This is a genomic window from Pseudomonas sp. SDO55104_S430, assembly GCF_054070595.1.
Genome location: NZ_JBSVXG010000043.1, coordinates 1 through 18,463, shown reverse-complemented (window position 1 = coordinate 18,463; position 18,463 = coordinate 1). Strand labels below are relative to the sequence as shown.

The following is an 18,463-nucleotide window of genomic DNA, read 5'->3' as shown; positions in this document are numbered from 1 at the left end:
GGATTAAAGAGTTCTGGCGTAAAAAGCGCTCAACTGGCCCATCGCGACGTCCACGTATTCCGGCACCCAATAGGTCTCGATATGGGTCGCGCCATCGATGGTGAACAGTTGTTTGTCCTGGGTGCCGGCGGCCTTGGCGAAGGCTTGCTGTGACATGTAAAGACTGTCGGCCTTGCTGCCAGCGATCATCAGCAATGGCTTGTCGATCAACTCGATCTGGTTCGTTGCGTCGAAGCGCATCAGATCCAGCAGGCTGCTCTGGTTGTAACGGAACGTCGAGTTAGGGTGGGCGTGGGTCTTACCGTAGTACTCGAAACCCTGGCGATACAGGTCGAACGGCAGTTTGGCGATCTGCTCATCGGTCAGTTTGGCGTCGCCGACGTAGAGAATTTCACCGCCAGCCACTTCCTGGGCGCGGGCTGCCGACGCCTGTTGCAGGCGTTCCTCGACAGTGGAAATTTGCGAGTCCTGATAGCCGTTACGGCGAACCAGTCCGGAGTTGAACATGCTCAAGGTCGCGATTGACTGGAAGCGCTTGTCGGTCTGCGCCGCCGCCAATGAGTAACCGCCACCGCCGCAGATACCGAGCAAGCCCAGACGCCTGCTGTCGACGCCGGGATAGCGGGCGATGAAGTCCGCCATACCGTGGATGTCTTCGATGCGGTTGGCAGGCTTGTCGACATTACGCGGCTCGCCACCACTGGCCCCCTGATACGCCGCATCCGCCGTGATCGTGATGTAGCCCTGATCCGCCAGGCGCTGGGCATACAGGCCCGCGACCTGTTCTTTCACCCCACCATTGGGATGCGCCACGACCACCACCGGGTATTTTTTCGCCACGTCATAGTTGGCCGGCGTGTAGACGTTGGCGGCAATGTCCAGGCCATTGAGCTTGTAGGTGACCGGATGGAGGTTGACCTTGCCGGGTTCGTTCTTCGTCAGCGCGCCACCGTAGGTCAGGGTGAACGGGTTCTGTTTGTAGTCCGCAGCCTCGGCATCGACGCCAGCCATGCCAAGCATGGCGGCCATCAATGTAGCCTTCAGGGTGATGCGGCTTTTGATTGTCGCCAGCCAACCGGAGCCCGGAGCGTTGATAACCGGCGAAGCGTGATGGCGGAAGAAATACTGAATCATTGCTTGCTCTCGATTTGATATCGCAGAGAAGCAACTTACCGCTCACGAATTGATCGATAAACAGCGCCAATCACATAGCACTGATATCAAAATCACATAAATCAAAGGCATTTCAGGGCTGACCAAAATCCTTCGAGCGCCTTCAAAACCTGTGGGAGCCGGGCTTGCCCGCGAAGGCGTCAGGTCAGCCAGCATCAATGTTGGATGTGCCGGCCTCTTCGCGAGCAAGCCCGCTCCCACAGTTTCTTGTGTCGATCACAAAATCTGTGAACCACACAAAACCCTGTGGGAGCGTGGCTTGCCCGCGAAGGCGTCAGGTCAGTCAACATCAAAGTTGAATGTGCCGGCCTCTTCGCGGGCAAGCCCGCTCCCACAGGTCTCTGTGATAACCGCAGTGCCTTCAACGCCCCGTCAGTTTGAATTTCTCCGCATTGCTGGCAGGTGTCGCGACGTCTGGCGCCAGGTGGTCATGGGCCTGCACGAACGGGTGATGGTTGTGGTGGGTGTACGGCCAGGAGGTCAGGCCGGTGTCGATTTCCGGGCTGGACGGTGGAGCGGCCAGTTCTTCCAGGTGCAGGATGATGTCATCGGGCTTGAGTACCAGCACATCACTGTCCAGCGCATCCAGCACCATCTCGGCGGTGTTGCCGACCAGGGTGCCGCTCAGCCCCGAACGCCCCACGCTGCCGATCACCGTGACAGCCGCTTCAAGCTTGTGCGCCAGGAAGGGAATCAGCACTTCGGCCGGGCCTTCTTCGATGTGCAGGCGCGAATCGCTGATGTTGAACTCGGCCTGAAACCTCAGGCACAGCTCGCGGTAATACGCGTGGATGCTTTCCTTGAGCTGAAAGATCGGGTCGCTGGAGGACAACATGGGATAGGGATGGGCGCTGATCATGTGCAGCGTGCCACCGGCCAGTTTGGCGATGTCATAGCCATGGCTGACGACGCCAGAGTGCAACACGTGATGCTCCACGTCACCGCTGCCGACATCCACGGCCACCAGAACGATGCCGCCCATCCAAGGCCGGGCGGTTTTCACCATCAGTACGGGGCTGGGGCAATACCGCAGCAGCTTCCAGTCATCCGGGGTGAGAAAGGCTTTGATCAGCGGGTTGTCGGGCAGGTGCTGCTTGATCACCAGGCCGCAGCCTTCGGCCTGTTGCGCGGCGATGATGGTCTTGTGTGCACTGCCCTGCCAGTCGTGCTGGGCACTGACACTCAAACCTTCCTGCACGAGGGAGTCCTGTAGCTGACTCAGCCATGGAGAATGATGATTGCCCTTTTCACATGCCAGCAGATGCAGATGTGAGCGGGTGGAATTCGCGATCATCCTGGCGCGGTCCAGAATCAGATCACCGGATTGCCGGGAATTCACGACCACTAGAGTATTTCGAATTGTGTGCATAAACATCTTCCCGAGTGTTCCACTACAGTTACACACAGAGACTTAGTTGTAATGCCATGGGAACACTATTCATTAACTCAACTTACTAATGCTCTTGTTAAAGGCAAATAAAGAGCGTCAGCGCTCACCGCGTCATTAGTTCACGGATAGCACACATAATCCTTGTGGCTTTGATCGGGCTTCTCCCCGGACCACGGCCTGTTCGCGTGAGTCACGGGGTGGCCATTATGCTGGCTACTTCAGAAAAAGTTCCAACTATTTATCGGCAAAATTAGTTTATTTTTATCTAAGAACAACGTCAGCTAAAGCGGATCAGATCTTATGCAAGAGACTGAACACTATTAACAAGTTCGACTTCTGCCGCATTACTGACAGCTTTGAATTTGGCCTGCCAAAATGTAACAGGAGCAAAGTTCGCAAACGAACTCGCTCCTGCATCGCGCTCATTAATCGTAGAACGGTTCAACCAACTCACGGCTGCCGACAAAAAAACTGTCAGCCACCAGCCGCAACGGCTGCAGGTCCAGATCGCTGGCCTTGTCGCGGATCAGCTGCTGGAAATGCCGGTACACCGCCGCGTACTCGCCCTCCTCCGAAACGCTCTGGCGCACGCCATCGATGCTCAACAGCGCACCACCGTTGTCGAGGCGCAGCACGCCTTCGGCGCAACGAATCTCGATGCTCCACAGCTCGTCATGACCATGATCGAAATCGAACTCCGCACGCACATCCAAGTGGTGCGCGTCAGACATCTTGATGGAGGCGGCAATCGGCGATTGGCAGTTGCTCGGCACGCGCAGTTCGGCAGCCTCGACGAACAACGGCAGCGGCAGCAGATGAGTGACAATCGACAGCGCATTGATGCCCGGATCGAACACGCCCAGGCCACCGGGCTGCCAGATCCACGCCTGGCCGGGGTGCCATTTGCGCACGTCTTCCTTCCAGTCGATCTGTACGCTTTGCAGGGTGCGGCTGGCCAGCCAGTCGCGGGCGGCTTCGATGCCGGGGGCGTAGCGCGAATGCCAGGCGAACAGGCCGCTGACACCCTGCTCCTTGGCCTGACTCGCCAACGCCATCGCCTCACCCAGGGTGGCGCAAGGCGGCTTTTCCACCAGCACATGTTTGCCCGCGGCTAGCGCCTGTTGGACCAGAGCAAAACGGCCCTGAGGCGGTGTGCAGAACGCGATTGCGTCAACCTGCGGGCCTTTCTCGAGCAATTCGCTCAGGGACTTGAAGTTCTCAACCGTGGGGCAAGGCTGGCCCTGGGTCGCGACAGCCACCAACTGGAACGCGGGATTGGCGCTGATGGCGGGGACGTGCTGGTCCTGGGCAATCTTGCCGTAGCCCACCAGACCGAGACGGATCGGATGCATCGGTGACTCCTGATTATTGTTTTTACATGCGAGCCGGCGAGATTACCGCTTGTACGACGACAAAGTCATTGAACAACTTCGCATCTCAGTAATCGGGGAACTGATCGAGATAACAGACCGGCGAACTGTATTCGCGTTCTTCCTCCAGATCCTCCAGCAGCCACGCCGCTTTTGTTGTCGCTGCTATGGCCGCTTTTGTAGCAGCTGCAGAAGGCTGCGTCCGGCTGCGCAGCAGTCGTAAGACCTGCGCATGCGTTCTTCCTGACAAACCGAAATATCCGTATTGGCGTCTGCTGCGCAGCCGGACGCAGGCTTCGTCAGCTGCTACAAGGTCCGTGGTCATCGTTCAGCCCCTCCATTCACGGGGGCTGACGCCGGTCTTGCGGCGAAACGCCCGCGCCAGCGCCGACGGGCTTTCATAGCCCACCTCCTCGGCGATCAAGGCAATCGGCTTGCCCTCGCGCAAGCGCTTCTGCGCCAGGCTGATGCGCCAGCTCACCAGATAATCCACCGGTGCCTGACCGACCACGCGTTTGAAGTGTTCGGCGAAGCTGGCCCGGGACATGTTCGCCAGCACCGACAGCTCGGCCACGCTCCAGGCCTTGGCCGGCGCTTCGTGCATCTGGCTCAGAGGCCTTGCCAGACGCGCATCCGCAAGACCCGCCATCATCCCCGGTTGCTGGTTGCGTGTGCTCAGGATATGCCGCAGCAGCAGAATCACCAGCAGCTCGAACAGCCGATCCATTACCGCTTCGCGGCCGCAGGTGCCGTCGAACGCCTCGTTGAACAACCACTCAAGGGTGCTGGCCAGGGTCGGGATTTCATCGAGCTTGAGCACCAGATAATCCGGCAATGCCATGGCCAGGGCATTGCCCGAGCCGCCGTCGAAATTCAGCGACGCGCACACCAGTTGCGTGCCGGACGCTTCGGTGGCGAACAGACGATGGCGATACGGCCTGGGGAAAAAGATCAGGGTTGGCTCGGTCAGGTGCAGCTCGCGCTCATCGGCAAGCTTCAGGCCGACCTCGCCGGCCTGCAGCAGGTGCACGTGGCCCCCGGTCTGGCTGCCATCGAAGGCCGTCACGCCGCAGAACGTGCCGCTGTGAAAGGTGCCGGCGTTGACGCCGAAATGCGCAAGCAAGGTGGACAAGCGATCCATGGAGAGGCTCCCGGGAGCAGTTCTGGACGATCTGTCGCATATCGTCGACGATTTGCATCCAATTGACCAGCCCGAATCAATAGCATGACCTCCGTACCCAGCGCCCATCGCGCTTCAAACCGGAGAATCACCATGACTCGCATTGTCCCAGTTGAACACGCTACCGACGCCACCCGCCCATTCCTGGAAGGCGTGGAGAAGAAAATCGGCTTCCTGCCCAACGTATTCCGCGTACTGGCCCACGCCCCGGCGGTGCTGGCCTCGTACATGCAAAACTCGGCGGCACTGGGCAAGACGTCCCTGAGCGCCACCGAGAAGGAAGCAATCTCCCTCGCCACCTCTCAAGTCAACGGCTGCGACTACTGCCTGGCGGCCCACACGCTGTTCGCCGGCAAGGCCGGGATGTCCAGCCAGGAGATTCTCAGCGCCCGTGAAGGCAAGCTCGACGCCTTCGCCCTGCTCGCCCGCCAGATCACCGAAAGCCGTGGGCACTTGACCAGCGACCAGATCGCCGCCGCCCGCGCCGCCGGGATCAACGACGCGAAGATCGTTGAAGTGGTGGCGCATGTGGCGTCGCAGACGCTGACCAACTACCTGAACAACGTGGCGTTGACTGATATCGATTTTCCCGCAATCCAAGCCTGACTTCTGCTCTCTGTAGGAGCGAGCACGCGCGCGATGGTCGCCAACGATAACGCTGGCTGCCTGATGCCCCGCGGTGTCTGGACCACCATCGCGAGCATGCTCGCTCCTACAGTTAATCTTTACCGGAGACTAATGATGAACACCGTAACCCTCTACACCACCGACACCTGCCCCTACTGCCGCAATGCAAAATCGCTGCTGGTCAGCAAAGGCGTCGCCATGCAGGAAATCAACGTCCAGCGCACGCCGGGCAAGCTTGAGGAAATGATCGAACGCAGCGGTCGTCGCACCGTACCGCAGATATTCGTTGGCGACATCCACATCGGCGGCTTCGACGACCTGGCCAAGCTGGATCGCCAGGGTGGTTTGATGTCGATGCTGGCATGAGCAGCACCACCGCTGGACCAATGTGGGAGCGGGCTTGCTCGCGAAAGCGGTGTGTCAATCAGCATCAATGTTGACTGACACGCCCTCTTCGCGAGCAAGCCCACACACACTGGATTGAGGTGTACCTGAAAATCCCTCGGTGTTTTTGAGGACGCCTTCGCGGGCAAGCCTCGATCCTAAGGGTTCTGCACGATCAAGTGTTGCTCTTTAGCTTGGTCCACAACCGTGTAGCCAGCCGCGCGATCGTCGGGGGCAGGTCTTCGACGGTGAACAGTTTGTCCATCACCGTTTTCGGCGGGTAGATCGCCAGATCCTGTTTCACTTCGGCCACCACCAGGGCGTCGGCGGCGCTGTTGGGGTTGGCGTAGTGGATGCTGTTGCTGATGTTGGCAATCACCTGCGGTTGCAGCAGGTAATTCATGTAACGGTAGCCGTTCTTCTCGTGCGGTGCGCTCCTGGGCATCACCACCATATCGAACCACAAGGTCGAGCCTTCCTGCGGGATCGAATAGGCGATGTCGATACCGTTTCTGGCCTCTTTGGCACTGGCCGCCGCCTGCACGATGTCGCCGTTGAAACCGATCACCGCGCAGACATTGCCGTTGGCCAGGTCGCTGATGTACTTCGAGGCATGGAAATACTGCACATATGGGCGAATCTTCAGCAGTGCCGCCTCGGCCTTCTTGTAGTCGGCAGGCTCGTGACTGTGATGCGGCAGCCCCAGGTAGTTCAGGGTTATGGGCAGTACTTGGGTGGGGTTATCGATTATCGCCACGCCGCATTCACTGAGCTTTTTGATATTGGCCTCATCGAAAAACAGGCTCCACGAGCGGGTGACATCGGTGTTGCCGAAAATCGCCTTGATCTTCTCGACGTTGTAGCCGATCCCCGCGGTGCCCCACATATAGGGAAAGCCGTATTGATTGCCGGGGTCGTTGACTTCGAGCTTTTTCATCAGCGCCGGGTCCAGATTCTTCCAGTCGGGCAGCTGAGTCCTGTCGAGTTTCTGGATGGCACCAGCCTTGATCAGGCGCGACAGGAAGTGGTTCGACGGACTGACCACGTCATAGCCGGTGTTGCCCGTCATCAACTTCGACTCCAGCACTTCGTTGCTGTCGTGGATGTCGTAGGTGGCCTTGATTCCCGTCTCCCGGGTGAAATTGGCCAGGGTGTCGTCGGCGATGTAGCCGTTCCAGTTGGAAATGTTCACGGTTTCATCGGCGTAAGCGCTGGCGCAACAGCTCGAGAGCAGTGCCAGCAAGGAAAGGGTTTTGATGCGCATGGTCGATCACCTACGGAAGCGTTTTTGTTATGGATGTCAGATTTCTGATTTGGCGCGGGCCGTCTCGATGCGCATACGCAGCATGGCACCGATGTCGAGCAGCGGTTTGGGCGGCAGCCAGCCGGGCCGTGCACGCTCCAGGACCGATCGCAGCAGCGGCGAATCACCGCCCGAGGCCAGCTCCGCGAGCAAGCGCCCCCACAGCGAGCCCCGCGCCACGCCGGAACCGTTGCAGCCGGCCACGGCGAACACGCCCTCCTGCACCTTGGCGAAATAGGGTTGCCCGGAACGCGAAGCGCTGAGATGGCCGGTCCAGGTGTACTCAATGTCCTGCTCATCCAGCATCGGGAAACGTCGTCGCAACCCTTGCACATGATGCTGACGGCGCTGCGCCAGCTCGGTGAGCGACAGATCGCGGGAGCGGTACTCGGCAGTGTTGCGGATCATCACCCGACGATCCGGGGTCAGGCGCACCGTGGCCCCCAGCGGCCGGGTCGACAACACGCCCCAGGGCTCTACGGCGCCGATGGCCTGGAACTCTTCATCGTTCAACGGCCGGGTCAGGCTGGCGCTGAGCTCCATGGCGAAAGTGCCGCTGTCGTCGATACCGGAACGGGGAATGAAGGCGTTGAGGCAGACCAGAACCTGCCTGGCTTCAATGCAACCCTGGTGACCGTTGGCACGAACCCGCCCGTTACCCAAGCGCTCCAGGCCGAGAATCTCGGTGTTCTCGAACAGCGTGACGTTCTGCGGCAGCCCATCGAGCAAGCCCTTCACGTACTTCGCCGGTTGCAGCAAGGCGTTGCCATTGCCGCACCAGATCGCGGCCTCGTAATGGCCGGTGCCCAGCGTTTGCGCCAACTGTTCACCCTGCAGAAAATCCGCACGGGCGCCGACTGCCCGCAGGGTCTGCAACTTGGCTTCGACCTGGGTCAGTTTGCGTGGATCGCTGACCGCAAAGAAGTAGCCCGACTCACGGAAATCACAGTCGATGCCATGCCGGTTGATGCGCTTGCGCACTTCGTCACTGGCGGCGCGGGATATCGAGGTGTCCACCTGAAAACCCTCGAACCCGGCATTGCCTTGCAGCTCGGCCGGGGCCGGATGCTCGTGGGCCACCACAAATCCGGAATTGCGTGCCGATGCGCCTTGCGCCGCGCGCTGCCGGTCGACGATCACGATGCGTGCCCCGGGATGCATTTCAGTCAGTGAGTGGGCGGCGCACAGCCCGGTAATGCCGGCACCGATGACCAGCCAATCGGCCTGTTGCGTACCGCTCAAGGCATCGCACAACGGAGAGTCCCCGGCCTGTGCGATCCAGCCACATCTGTTTTCCATGCATCACCTCGTTGACGTTCGTTCCGCGATCGCCATCTGCATGCATCGTTCGCATGGATGGTTCAAGATACTGATCGCCGAAGCTAGAATCTAAAGGCTTCGAAAACTTGCAACCAACGTTAATAATTCATTCAGGCATTCTGAAAACGCATGGATAAAATCCGCCACGTTCCTTCGCTGCAAGGCTTGCAGGCGCTGGTTGAAGTCGCCGACTGCGGCAGCTTCACCCAGGCTGCGCAGACCTTATGCCTGACCCAGAGCGCCGTCAGCCGGAAAATCCAGCAACTGGAAAGTCACTTCGGCGTGGCGATGTTCGTGCGCAGCAGCCGCAGCCTGAGCCTGACGCCCGAGGGCGAACAGGTGCTCGGCAGCGCCCGCCACATCCTCGAACAGCTGAAAACCCTTGAAGACCGCATCGCGCCGCAAAAGCGTCCGTTCCGTATTCGCCTGCATGTTTCGCTTGCGGTGCGCTGGCTGCTGCCCAGGTTGAGCGATTTCTATCGCCATCATCCTGAAGTTTCCCTGGCCATCGAAACCGTTGCCACGGAGGTCGTCGAACCCGCCGGCGACAGCGATGCGTACATCCTCTATCTGCCGCAACCGTGCACCGAACCGGATTGCCTGACCCTGTTCGAGGAAGCCCTGATTCCGGTGTGCGCGCCCGGCCTGGAAGTGAGGTCGCTGGAGGACCTCGGCGGATTTGCCCTGCTGCATCGCTCCGCGGACAGAAATGACTGGCGGTATTGGCTGGCGGCCAACGGTGGTCATTCACTGGACGGCTTTAGACACATTCCCTTCAACCTCGACGAACTGGCGCTGGATGCCGCCGCCCGAGGGCTGGGTGTGGCCATGACCGACATGACCCTGGCAGGGGAATCGATCGAACGGGGCGTGCTGCATATCCCGTTTGGCCAAGCATTGAAGACCCGGGGCAACTACTCGCTATGCCTGCAGCCGTCGGCGGCTGCGCATCCGGCGTGTGGCGTGGTGATGCAGTGGTTTGCCGGGCAGGCGCAACACACCGCCGGCTGAAGACACACTCAATCCAGTATGGGAGCGGGCCTGCCCGCGAAGAGGGGGTGTCAGTGGGCAGTGATGCTGAATGACACACCGCTTTCGCGAGCAAGCCCGCTCCCACCTTTGGATTGGGGGCTTGGCTCAAAGGTCTTCTGTGTTTTTGAGGATGCCTTCGCGGGCAAGCCTCGCTCCTACGGATTTTTCGCGTGGCATATGACTTCATTACAAACATGTCATCGACTTGTCAGCGTAACCCGCACCCTCGCTTCATAAAGTGAGGCCGTCAGTCACCCACGCCGGGTGACGCGCCTTCCACTGATGATGACAAGGGTCTACACCATGAATCCATTGAGCAAACTCTGCCTGATCGCCGCCAGCCTCTTCGTGCTGGGCACCGGCTCGGCCATGGCTGCGACCACGACCGCGCCGGTCAAGGCCAATAACGTCGTGCTGGTCCACGGCTCATGGGCCGATGGGTCCAGCTGGGCGGATGTGATCAGCCGCTTGCAGGCTGCCGGCTTGCATGTAACCGCCGTGCAAAACCCGCTGACCTCGGTCGCCGATGACGTTGCCGCCACCAAGCGAGTGCTTGATCAGCAGGACGGCCCCACCGTACTCGTAGGCCACTCCTACGCAGGCACCGTCGTCAGCGAGGCCGGGATCGATCCGAAAGTCAGCTCGCTGGTCTACGTCGCGGCCCGCGCACCGGATGCCGGTGAAGACTTCGTCGCCCTGTCGGCCAAGTACCCGACCATGCCGGTTCGCGCCGGAACCGAGGAACACGACGGTTACGTCAGCCTCAAGCAAGACGCTTTCCTCAAATACTTCGCCAGCGATGTGCCGCACGACAAGGCGATGCAATTGTTCGCCGTGCAGCAACCGATCGCCAAGACCCTGTTCACCGACCGCACCGATGCCGCCGCCTGGCACAGCAAACCGTCCTGGTACGCGGTATCCACCCTGGACCAGACCATCAACCCGGACCTGGAACGCTTCCTCGCCAAACGCATGGGTGCGACCACCATTGAGCTGCCGTCCAGCCACCTGTCGCTGGTCTCCCACTCCAAGGAGATCGCTGACCTGATCCTCGCTGCCGCTGGTCGCCAGCCGTAACCGACGGCCATTTATTACAACTTTGTCATCGAACTGTTGGTCGGCTGTCCGGATCGCCCACGTAATCTGGACTCACTGACCGGCCAACCTCGGACAGCCACCCAAACCCTGAATAGAGAGACTCATCATGAAACTTCTGATCCTTGGTTTTGCCGCCCTGCTCACCACCGGCTCGGCGTTTGCCGACACCCAAAGCAGCGCCCCGATCATCCACGACAAAGACTCGGCCTACGTCCACCTCGACGTGGCCAAGGTGCTGGGTGAAACCGACATCTCTCAAAAATGCGGCGTCGTCCCTGCCCAATTGAGTTACCTCGACCACCAGAATCGCCAGCATGAACTTGACTATCTGGTACAGGGCAGCGGTTGCACCAACGATCACTGATCGTCCCCCTGCGTACCGGCGAATGAACGGGCTACACTGGCGACACTCACGCGCCGCCGTAGCCCGCCTGCGCGAACCTGACTCACCAACTGGCCAGATCCCGATGAACATCCTCGTAGTCGAAGACGAACCCAAGGCCGGTAATTACCTGCAAAACGGTCTGCAAGAGCTCGGCTACACCGTGAGCCTCGCCCGCGACGGTGCCGATGGCCTGCATCTGGCGCTGGAGCATGACTTCGACGTGATCGTGCTGGACGTGATGATGCCGAAAATGGATGGCTGGGAAGTCCTGCGCCGCCTGCGCAAGGAGGCCGATACCCCGGTGCTGTTCCTCACCGCCCGCGATGACATCGCCGACCGCGTCAAAGGGCTGGAACTGGGCGCCGACGATTACCTGATCAAACCGTTTTCCTTCGCCGAACTGGTGGCGCGCCTGCGTACGCTGACCCGCCGTGGCCCCACTCGCGAAGATGAACTACTGCAGATCGAAGACCTGCAGATCGACGTACTCAAACGCCGCGTCACCCGCGCCGGCACGCGCATCACCCTGACCAACAAGGAATTTGCCCTGCTGCACCTGTTCGCCAGCCATCAGGGTGAAGTGCTGTCGCGCTCGATGATCGCCTCCCGGGTCTGGGACATGAATTTCGACAATGACACCAACGTGGTGGATGTCGCGGTGCGCCGCCTGCGGATGAAGATCGACGACCCGTTCCCGCTCAAGCTGATCCACAGCGTGCGCGGCATCGGTTACCGATTCGACACCCAACCATGAAAATCCTCCCCGGTTTGCGGCACTCCCTGACACTGCGTCTGGCGCTGGTATTTGCGTTTCTCGCCTTCATTTCGCTGACCGCGCTGGGCGTTGCGCTGTACCACGATCTGGAACGCGAGCTGATCCGCCGTGACGACGCGGCGCTGGTCACTCGCATCGATCAACTGCGCACCTTCCTCAACGACAGCAACACCCTGGAGCTGATCCGCACCAAGCCTGCGCTGTTCCAGAACATGCTTGGCAACCGCGAGGCCCTGCTGACCATCGGCGTCCCCGGCAAACCGCCGTTGCTGGTGGTCAATCCGGGCAACCTGAGCATGCCTGCCCTGGCACCGATGCCCCTGGACCACCCCCTGAGTCTGAGCGACGTGCAACATATGCCTGCGGTCAACGGGGTGCCGTTTTCGGCGCTGGCGGCGACGATCGAATCCGATGATCAAGGCGACTTGCAAGTGCTCACCGGGCGTCTGATGACCGAGCGCACCGCAGTGCTCGCCAGTTACCGGCTCAACGTTTACCTGTTCGCCAGCGTGGCGGCGATTCTGCTGGCGTTGTCCGGTTATGTGCTGGTGGATCGCGGGCTGTTGCCGGTGCGGCGTCTGGCCCGGCATGCCCAGGGCATCGACGTCGGCAACCTCAATGAACGCCTGGACAGCAAAGGTGCGCCGCGGGAACTGCTGCCGATGATCGACGCCTTCAATGCCATGCTCGACCGCCTGGGCAAGGGGTTCGTGCAATTGGGCCAGGTGTCGACGGACATGGCCCATGAACTGCGCACGCCGATCAACAATCTGCTGGGGGAAACCCAGGTCGCGCTGCAACAGAACCGCAGCATCGAGGCGTATCAACAGCTGCTCGCCTCCAACGTCGAGGAGCTGGAGCGCCTGGCGCGGATGCTCGACAACATGCTGTTCCTGGCCCGCACCGACCCATCCAGCGCCCTGAGCCAGCGCCAGGAGCTGGACGCGGCCGAGGAAATGGAGCGCATGGCGGATTATTTCGAGGGGCTCGCGGCGGAAGCTGGCATGCACATAGATGCCCGGGGCAGCGGCCTGATCTGGGCCGAACCGATGCTGCTGCGCCGGGCGATGGCCAACCTGTGTTCCAACGCGATCAAGTACGGCGCGGCCGATTCCGAACTGACAATCCGCGCCACCCCGGCCGCCGATGGCATTCGCCTGCACGTCAGCAACCACGGCCAGACCATCCCCGCCGAACACCTGCCCCGGCTGTTCGAACGCTTCTACCGCGTCGACCAGTCCCGGGAACGCTCGGCGCAGTCCAATGGGCTGGGGTTGTCGATCGTGGCGACCATCATGCAGTTGCATGACGGGGCGTACAGTGTCAGCAGCGTGGATGGGGTGACGTGTTTCGAGCTGTTCTTCCCGGCGCGGCGGTTGGGCGAGTAACACGAAAACCCTGGAACAACGCTGCTCACCTGTGGCGAGGGGGCTTGCCCCCGTTCGGCTGCGCAGCAGTCGTAAAAACTGCATTTGCGTTGCATCTGCAAAACCGCGGCTGCAGATTTTGGGGCCGCTTCGCAGCCCAACGGGGCGGTGCGACGTTTCGACAAGCCCCCTCGCCACAGGCAAGCACTCCTCGCCACAGGTTTATCTTTCACTTGAGAAGTGCGCGGCGACATCCATCCAATAATCCCTCACCAATCCAACTCATGACCTAGGCTGAGTGACAAACAACCAGTCGAGTACACCTATGCGTTACGCATTGAGGCTGATGATTGTCATGGTTCTCGCGCTAGGCGGGCCCGCTGGCGCGAGGCTGTTGGCGGCGCCGGCGCCCGAAACGCCGGCGGTGAGCATCATCCCGGCCTCGGTCAGCATCTCCGACGCTGATCTGCAAGCCCTGCAAGTACGGCTCAACAATCTCAAGCAGCAGGTCTCGCAGATCAGCAACTACAGCCTGCTGGAAGGTCCGCAGGATCTGGTTCAGGCGCTGATCCGCGAAGTCGATCGCATGAGCGCCCTGCTCCTGCCCGAACAGGCGCAACTGCAAGCCCAACTGGGAGTGCTGAGCCCGGCCCCGCTCACCGGCGCCGATTTGGAAAAATCCGAGATCACCAGTCAGCGCGCCTCGCTGACCGAGCAGAAAAACCAGATCGACAACAAGCTCAAGAATCTGACGGCGATCAAGGCCAGTGCCGCCGAACTGCTGACCCAGATCGCCGCGATTCGCCGCAGCCTGCTGGAAACCGAAGTCACCCAGCAAACCAAGGGCGTGCTCAACCCCTGGTTCTGGGCACCGCTGTTCGACCTGCCAATGGATGATCGCCAGCGCCTGCACTCGTTCATCAATCAGGCCGGCGACACCCTGCACGCGGCCTGGCAACCGGGTCAGCGCCTGATCACCTTTATATTGCTGGCGCTGGCGCTGGGCTTCTGGACTCTGGGCCGGGGCCTGGCGGAACGCGGCCTGACCTGGCTGTGCATTCACCGTGTGCCCGAGGGCCGACTGCGACGCAGCGCTTTGGCGCTGGCTTCGGTGCTCGCCACCGTGATGGCCGCTGCCATTGCCCTGCACCTGCTGTTTTTCGCCCTCACCCGGCAAATGCCGCTGACGCCGCAAATGGCCGGGTTCTCGGAGGATTTCGAAAAGATCGCCTACACCTGCGTGATGATCATCGGTCTGAGCCGCGCGCTGTTGTCGACCCAGCATCCATCCTGGCGTCTGCCACCGATTGCCGATCCGGTGGCATTGGCGATCAAACCCTTCCCGATGCGTTTGTCCTGGCTGCTGCTGACTCTGGTTTCGGTGTCGCAGATCGCCAATGCGACCGGTATGAGTTCCGACGTGGTGATTGCCCTCAGGGGCCTTGTCGCACTGTCGGTTTCAATATTGGTGGGGCTGCTGCTGTGGCGCATCAGCAGAACCCGGCGAGTCATGGCCGCGGCACAACCGGAAGCCGGCAGAACGTTCGCCGGGATGGTTTACACGTTCGTCTGCGCGGCGGTGGTGGTGGCCCTGCTTGCCCTGTTCGTCGGCTACGTGTCGCTGGCACGTTTCATTACCTACGAACTGGTCTGGTTCTTCATCGTCTTTTCCGGTTTCTATCTGTTGATCCAGATCGTCAAGGACGGCTGCGAACACCTGTTTTCACCCCGGCAAGCCACAGGCAAGAGCATCAAGCAGTTAATGGGGATCGGCGATCCGCGCCTCGAGCAGATCTCCACCGTACTGTCCGGTGCCGGTCGTGCGACGCTACTGCTGATTGCGTTCATCACTCTGATAGTGGGTGGCGTGGGATCGACGCTTGAGCAACTGGCGACAAATATCCTGGCGATCCTCGGCGGTGACGGGCTGCGCAAGCTCAACATCGTACCGGGCAACCTGTTGCAGGCGATTTTCGCCCTGCTGTTCGGCATCTATCTGATCCGCGCGTTGCGGCGCTGGCTGGACAACGAGTTCCTGCCCAAGACCGAGATGGACCCCGGCATGTGCGCGTCGCTCAGCACCCTGTTCGCCAACATCGGCTACATGCTGGTGGTGCTGCTGATGTTTTCATCGCTGGGGGTGCAATGGACCAATCTGGCGTGGATCGTCAGTGCGCTATCGGTGGGTATCGGTTTTGGCTTGCAAGAGATCGTGAAGAACTTCATTTCCGGTCTGATTCTGCTGACCGAACGCCCGGTGAAGGTCGGCGACCTGATCAGTATCAGCGGCGTGGAAGGCGATATCCGTCGGATCAACGTGCGCGCCACGGAAATCCAGTTGGCCGACCGCTCGATCGTGATCGTGCCCAACTCGCAACTGATTTCGCAGAACCTGCGCAACGTGACCTTGGGCGGCAGTGCCCAGGGGGTGGCGACGCTGGAATTGATGTTCCCGCTGGACATTGATCCCGAGGAGGTGCGCAACTTGCTGTACGACGCCTACCTCAAACACGAATCGATCATCGAAAAACCGGCGCCGTTCGTACGTTTCAGCCAGCTGAAACCCGAAGGCATCACCCTGACCGTCACCGGCTACGTCAACAGCCCACGCACGGTCGGTGCGATCAAGAGCGAGCTGCTGTTCGAAATTCTCAAGCGGCTGAGTGCCGCGGGGATAGAGCTGGCGAAGCCGCCTGCGTCCTAGCGGAACACCACATAACCCTGTAGCAGCTGGCGCAGCCTGCGTCCGGCTGCGAAGCAGTCGCGAAACCTGTGCATGCGGTACATCAGTAAGACCTCGCACTCAGGGTCTACGACTGCTTCGCAGCCGGACGCAGCCTTCGGCAGCTGCTACAGGGAATCGCCGAACTCAGGTTCGGCGGATATCACTGGATCAATGCGCGATGCAAACCGACTTCAGCTCGGTGTAAGCCTCGATCACCGCACGCCCAAACTCACGCCCCATGCCCGACTGCTTCACGCCACCGAACGGCATGGCCGGGTCGAGCAGGACGTGAGCGTTGACCCAGACGGTGCCGGCTTCGATACGCGGCACCAGGTTCATCGCCTTGCTCAGATCGTTGGTCCACAGGCTCGCGGCCAGGCCGTAGCGGTTGTCGTTGGCCAGTTCGATCACGGCATCTTCATCGTCGAACGGCATCACACCCAATACCGGACCGAACACCTCTTCGCGGGCCACGGCCATGCCGTGGTCGATGTCAGCGAGGATGGTCGGCTGGACGAAGAAGCCGTCGCCTTCCAGCAGTTCACCACCGGTCACTACGCGTGCGCCTTCGCGACGAGCCAGTTCGATGTGCTTGAGCACGCTTTGCTGCTGCTTGCGCGACACCAGCGGGTTGATCGCCGCATCGCAGTTCATGCCCGCGCCGATCGGCATGGCGGAGACCGCCGCTGCCAGGGCTTCGACGAACTTGTCGTGGATCGAGCGGTGCACGTAGAAACGCGAGGCCGCAGCGCAGACCTGACCGTTGTTCAGCAGGCCGCCGAGGATTGCGCCCTGCACGGCTTTCTCGATGTCGGCATCGGCCAGCACGATCATCGGATTCTTGCCGCCCAACTCCAGGGAGAAGCGCGTCATGTTTTCCATGCACGCCACGCCGACGCTCTTGCCCACGGCGGTGGAACCGGTGAAGGACACCTTGCTCACCAGCGGGTGCTGAGTCAGCACGCCGCCCACGTTGGCACCGCCACCGGTGACCACGTTGAACACGCCTGCCGGAATGCCGGCTTCCAGCGCCAGCTCTGCCAGACGCATGGCGGTCAGTGGGGTTTCCATCGCCGGCTTGATGATCACGGTGCAACCGGTGGCCAATGCCGGCATCAGCTTCCAGGCGGCGATCAGCAGCGGGAAATTCCACGGCACGATGCCGACCACCACGCCCACCGGCTCACGCTTGGTGAACGCAGTGAACTTGGCGCCCGGCGGCAGCGGGATCGACACGTCGAAGGTCTGGCCTTCGATCTTGGTCGCCCAACCGGACATGTAGCGCATGAATTCGACGGTGGCGTTCAGGTCCAGCGCGCGGGCCATGTTGATCGACTTGCCCTGGCTCAGGGTTTCCAGTTGCGCCAGCTCTTCGGCGTGCTCTTCCACCAGGCGGGTGAAGTTGAGCAGGATGCGCTCGCGATCGGCCGGACGCAGCGAGGACCAGACACCGGATTTGAATGCCTTGTGCGAGGACTGCACCGCCTGCTCGACGATTGCCAGCGGCGCATCGAGGGTTTCGCACAGGGTCTGGCCGGTGGCCGGGTTGACCACGGCAATGCTCTCGCCTTCGGCAAACACCCACTGACCATCGATAAAGCAGCCGTGACGGCGCTCGAGGAATGCAGCCACCTGCGGCAGAATTTCAACGTTGCTCATAAATCACCTTTTTATTCTTCAGACGAGATGTCCGGGCGCACAGACGGCCCGATCAGTGTTGTTCCTTGAGGTAGCACACGACCGCCTGACGATCGTCGGCGGAGGCCAGCCCCATGTAAGGCATGTAGGTGCCCGGCACGAAGGCCTGGGGTTGCGTGATCAGTTGTTCGATGCTCTCGGCCTGCCAGTCGATGTTCTTGCTGCGCATGGCCTGGGAAAAGTTGAAGCCTTCCAGCGAGCCGGACTTGCGCCCGACCACACCGGCCAGATTCGGCCCCATCATCCCGACCGCACCCTTGCTCACCGAATGACAGACCCCGCACTCATTGGCGAACACTTGCTCGCCCCGGCTCTGAACCGGCGCGCAATCGGCAGCCACGGCGGCCTGGGCCAGGGTGAAAGACAACAGACCCATGAGGGAAAAACGCAGGGCGGTAAACATAGGAAACGACCTTGAAAAATCCACGCGCCCGTTAATACGAACGCCAACACAGAAAGCGCCAGGACAACGGAGCCCCGGCAGGTTGGAAGGGATTGTCGGCGGTCGGCGAAGCACAGGGTTTGCCCTGCGTGCCAGTTGTGTTGGCGGGGCTGCCAGAGTTGACTTGCCCCGACCCTGTAGGAGCGAGCACGCTCGCGATGGTCGCTAACGATAACGCTGGCTGCCTGACACCC

General features: G+C 60.8%; 16 protein-coding genes and 1 pseudogene. 8 read left to right on the top strand and 9 right to left on the bottom strand.

Features of this window, described 5'->3' with window-relative positions; genetic code table 11:
• Positions 1–3: 3 nt before the first annotated feature.
• From ACW9JE_RS10620 to ACW9JE_RS10600, 5 genes and pseudogenes are all read right to left on the bottom strand, one after another.
• Positions 4–1,029 carry an alpha/beta hydrolase gene (locus ACW9JE_RS10620; RefSeq protein ID WP_457432727.1) on the bottom strand — a complete coding sequence of 342 codons (1,026 nt, stop codon included), beginning with the start codon at positions 1,027–1,029 and terminating at the stop codon, positions 4–6.
• Positions 1,030–1,687: 658 nt separating this feature from the next.
• Positions 1,688–2,542 (bottom strand): annotated as a pseudogene (locus ACW9JE_RS10615) (universal stress protein); the annotation flags it as partial.
• A gap of 446 nt (positions 2,543–2,988) precedes the next feature.
• Complete coding sequence (locus ACW9JE_RS10610) at positions 2,989–3,915, bottom strand: Gfo/Idh/MocA family protein (protein ID WP_224533077.1); 927 nt, start codon at positions 3,913–3,915, stop codon at positions 2,989–2,991.
• Positions 3,916–4,000: 85 nt separating this feature from the next.
• Positions 4,001–4,258, bottom strand: a complete 258-nt coding sequence (locus ACW9JE_RS10605) for a hypothetical protein (protein ID WP_457432712.1) — start codon at positions 4,256–4,258, stop codon at positions 4,001–4,003.
• Positions 4,259–4,261: 3 nt separating this feature from the next.
• Positions 4,262–5,074 (bottom strand): AraC family transcriptional regulator, encoded by an 813-nt coding sequence (locus ACW9JE_RS10600; protein WP_224533079.1) that lies wholly within the window; start codon positions 5,072–5,074, stop codon positions 4,262–4,264.
• Positions 5,075–5,206: 132 nt separating this feature from the next.
• Between ACW9JE_RS10600 and ACW9JE_RS10595 the strand changes: the two genes are divergently transcribed.
• Both ACW9JE_RS10595 and grxC read left to right on the top strand, forming a co-directional pair.
• Positions 5,207–5,719 (top strand): carboxymuconolactone decarboxylase family protein, encoded by a 513-nt coding sequence (locus tag ACW9JE_RS10595; RefSeq protein ID WP_224533080.1) that lies wholly within the window; start codon positions 5,207–5,209, stop codon positions 5,717–5,719.
• A 135-nt stretch (positions 5,720–5,854) separates the two neighbouring features.
• The gene (grxC, locus tag ACW9JE_RS10590) at positions 5,855–6,106 is read left to right on the top strand and encodes a glutaredoxin 3 (RefSeq protein ID WP_457432711.1); all 252 of its coding nucleotides are present in this window, start codon (positions 5,855–5,857) and stop codon (positions 6,104–6,106) included.
• 193 nt (positions 6,107–6,299) lie between these two features.
• Here the strand turns inward: grxC and ACW9JE_RS10585 are convergent, their stop codons facing one another.
• On the bottom strand, positions 6,300–7,388 hold the full coding sequence (locus ACW9JE_RS10585; RefSeq protein WP_457432710.1) for a polyamine ABC transporter substrate-binding protein: 1,089 nt from the start codon (positions 7,386–7,388) through the stop codon (positions 6,300–6,302).
• Positions 7,389–7,424: 36 nt separating this feature from the next.
• Positions 7,425–8,726, bottom strand: a complete 1,302-nt coding sequence (locus tag ACW9JE_RS10580; RefSeq protein WP_457432709.1) for an NAD(P)/FAD-dependent oxidoreductase — start codon at positions 8,724–8,726, stop codon at positions 7,425–7,427.
• A 150-nt stretch (positions 8,727–8,876) separates the two neighbouring features.
• On the opposite strand from ACW9JE_RS10580, the gene ACW9JE_RS10575 reads away from it, so the two are divergent.
• From ACW9JE_RS10575 to ACW9JE_RS10550, 6 genes are all read left to right on the top strand, one after another.
• Positions 8,877–9,758 (top strand): LysR family transcriptional regulator, encoded by an 882-nt coding sequence (locus ACW9JE_RS10575; protein ID WP_457432708.1) that lies wholly within the window; start codon positions 8,877–8,879, stop codon positions 9,756–9,758.
• Between the two features lie 324 nt (positions 9,759–10,082).
• Complete coding sequence (locus tag ACW9JE_RS10570) at positions 10,083–10,856, top strand: alpha/beta hydrolase (protein ID WP_457432707.1); 774 nt, start codon at positions 10,083–10,085, stop codon at positions 10,854–10,856.
• 127 nt (positions 10,857–10,983) lie between these two features.
• Positions 10,984–11,241: a DUF2790 domain-containing protein gene (locus ACW9JE_RS10565; RefSeq protein ID WP_457432706.1), complete on the top strand. Its 258-nt coding sequence runs from the start codon at positions 10,984–10,986 to the stop codon at positions 11,239–11,241.
• A gap of 103 nt (positions 11,242–11,344) precedes the next feature.
• The gene (locus ACW9JE_RS10560; RefSeq protein ID WP_457432705.1) at positions 11,345–12,016 is read left to right on the top strand and encodes a heavy metal response regulator transcription factor; all 672 of its coding nucleotides are present in this window, start codon (positions 11,345–11,347) and stop codon (positions 12,014–12,016) included.
• The gene (locus tag ACW9JE_RS10555) at positions 12,013–13,425 is read left to right on the top strand and encodes a heavy metal sensor histidine kinase (RefSeq protein ID WP_457432704.1); all 1,413 of its coding nucleotides are present in this window, start codon (positions 12,013–12,015) and stop codon (positions 13,423–13,425) included. Before ACW9JE_RS10560 ends, ACW9JE_RS10555 begins: the two co-directional genes overlap by 4 nt.
• Positions 13,426–13,729: 304 nt before the next feature.
• Positions 13,730–16,108 (top strand): DUF3772 domain-containing protein, encoded by a 2,379-nt coding sequence (locus tag ACW9JE_RS10550; RefSeq protein ID WP_457432703.1) that lies wholly within the window; start codon positions 13,730–13,732, stop codon positions 16,106–16,108.
• A 189-nt stretch (positions 16,109–16,297) separates the two neighbouring features.
• Here ACW9JE_RS10550 and ACW9JE_RS10545 read toward each other — a convergent pair whose 3' ends face one another.
• Both ACW9JE_RS10545 and ACW9JE_RS10540 read right to left on the bottom strand, forming a co-directional pair.
• Positions 16,298–17,788 carry an aldehyde dehydrogenase family protein gene (locus ACW9JE_RS10545; protein ID WP_457432702.1) on the bottom strand — a complete coding sequence of 497 codons (1,491 nt, stop codon included), beginning with the start codon at positions 17,786–17,788 and terminating at the stop codon, positions 16,298–16,300.
• Between the two features lie 52 nt (positions 17,789–17,840).
• On the bottom strand, positions 17,841–18,230 hold the full coding sequence (locus tag ACW9JE_RS10540) for a c-type cytochrome (protein ID WP_224533088.1): 390 nt from the start codon (positions 18,228–18,230) through the stop codon (positions 17,841–17,843).
• Positions 18,231–18,463: the final 233 nt, after the last annotated feature.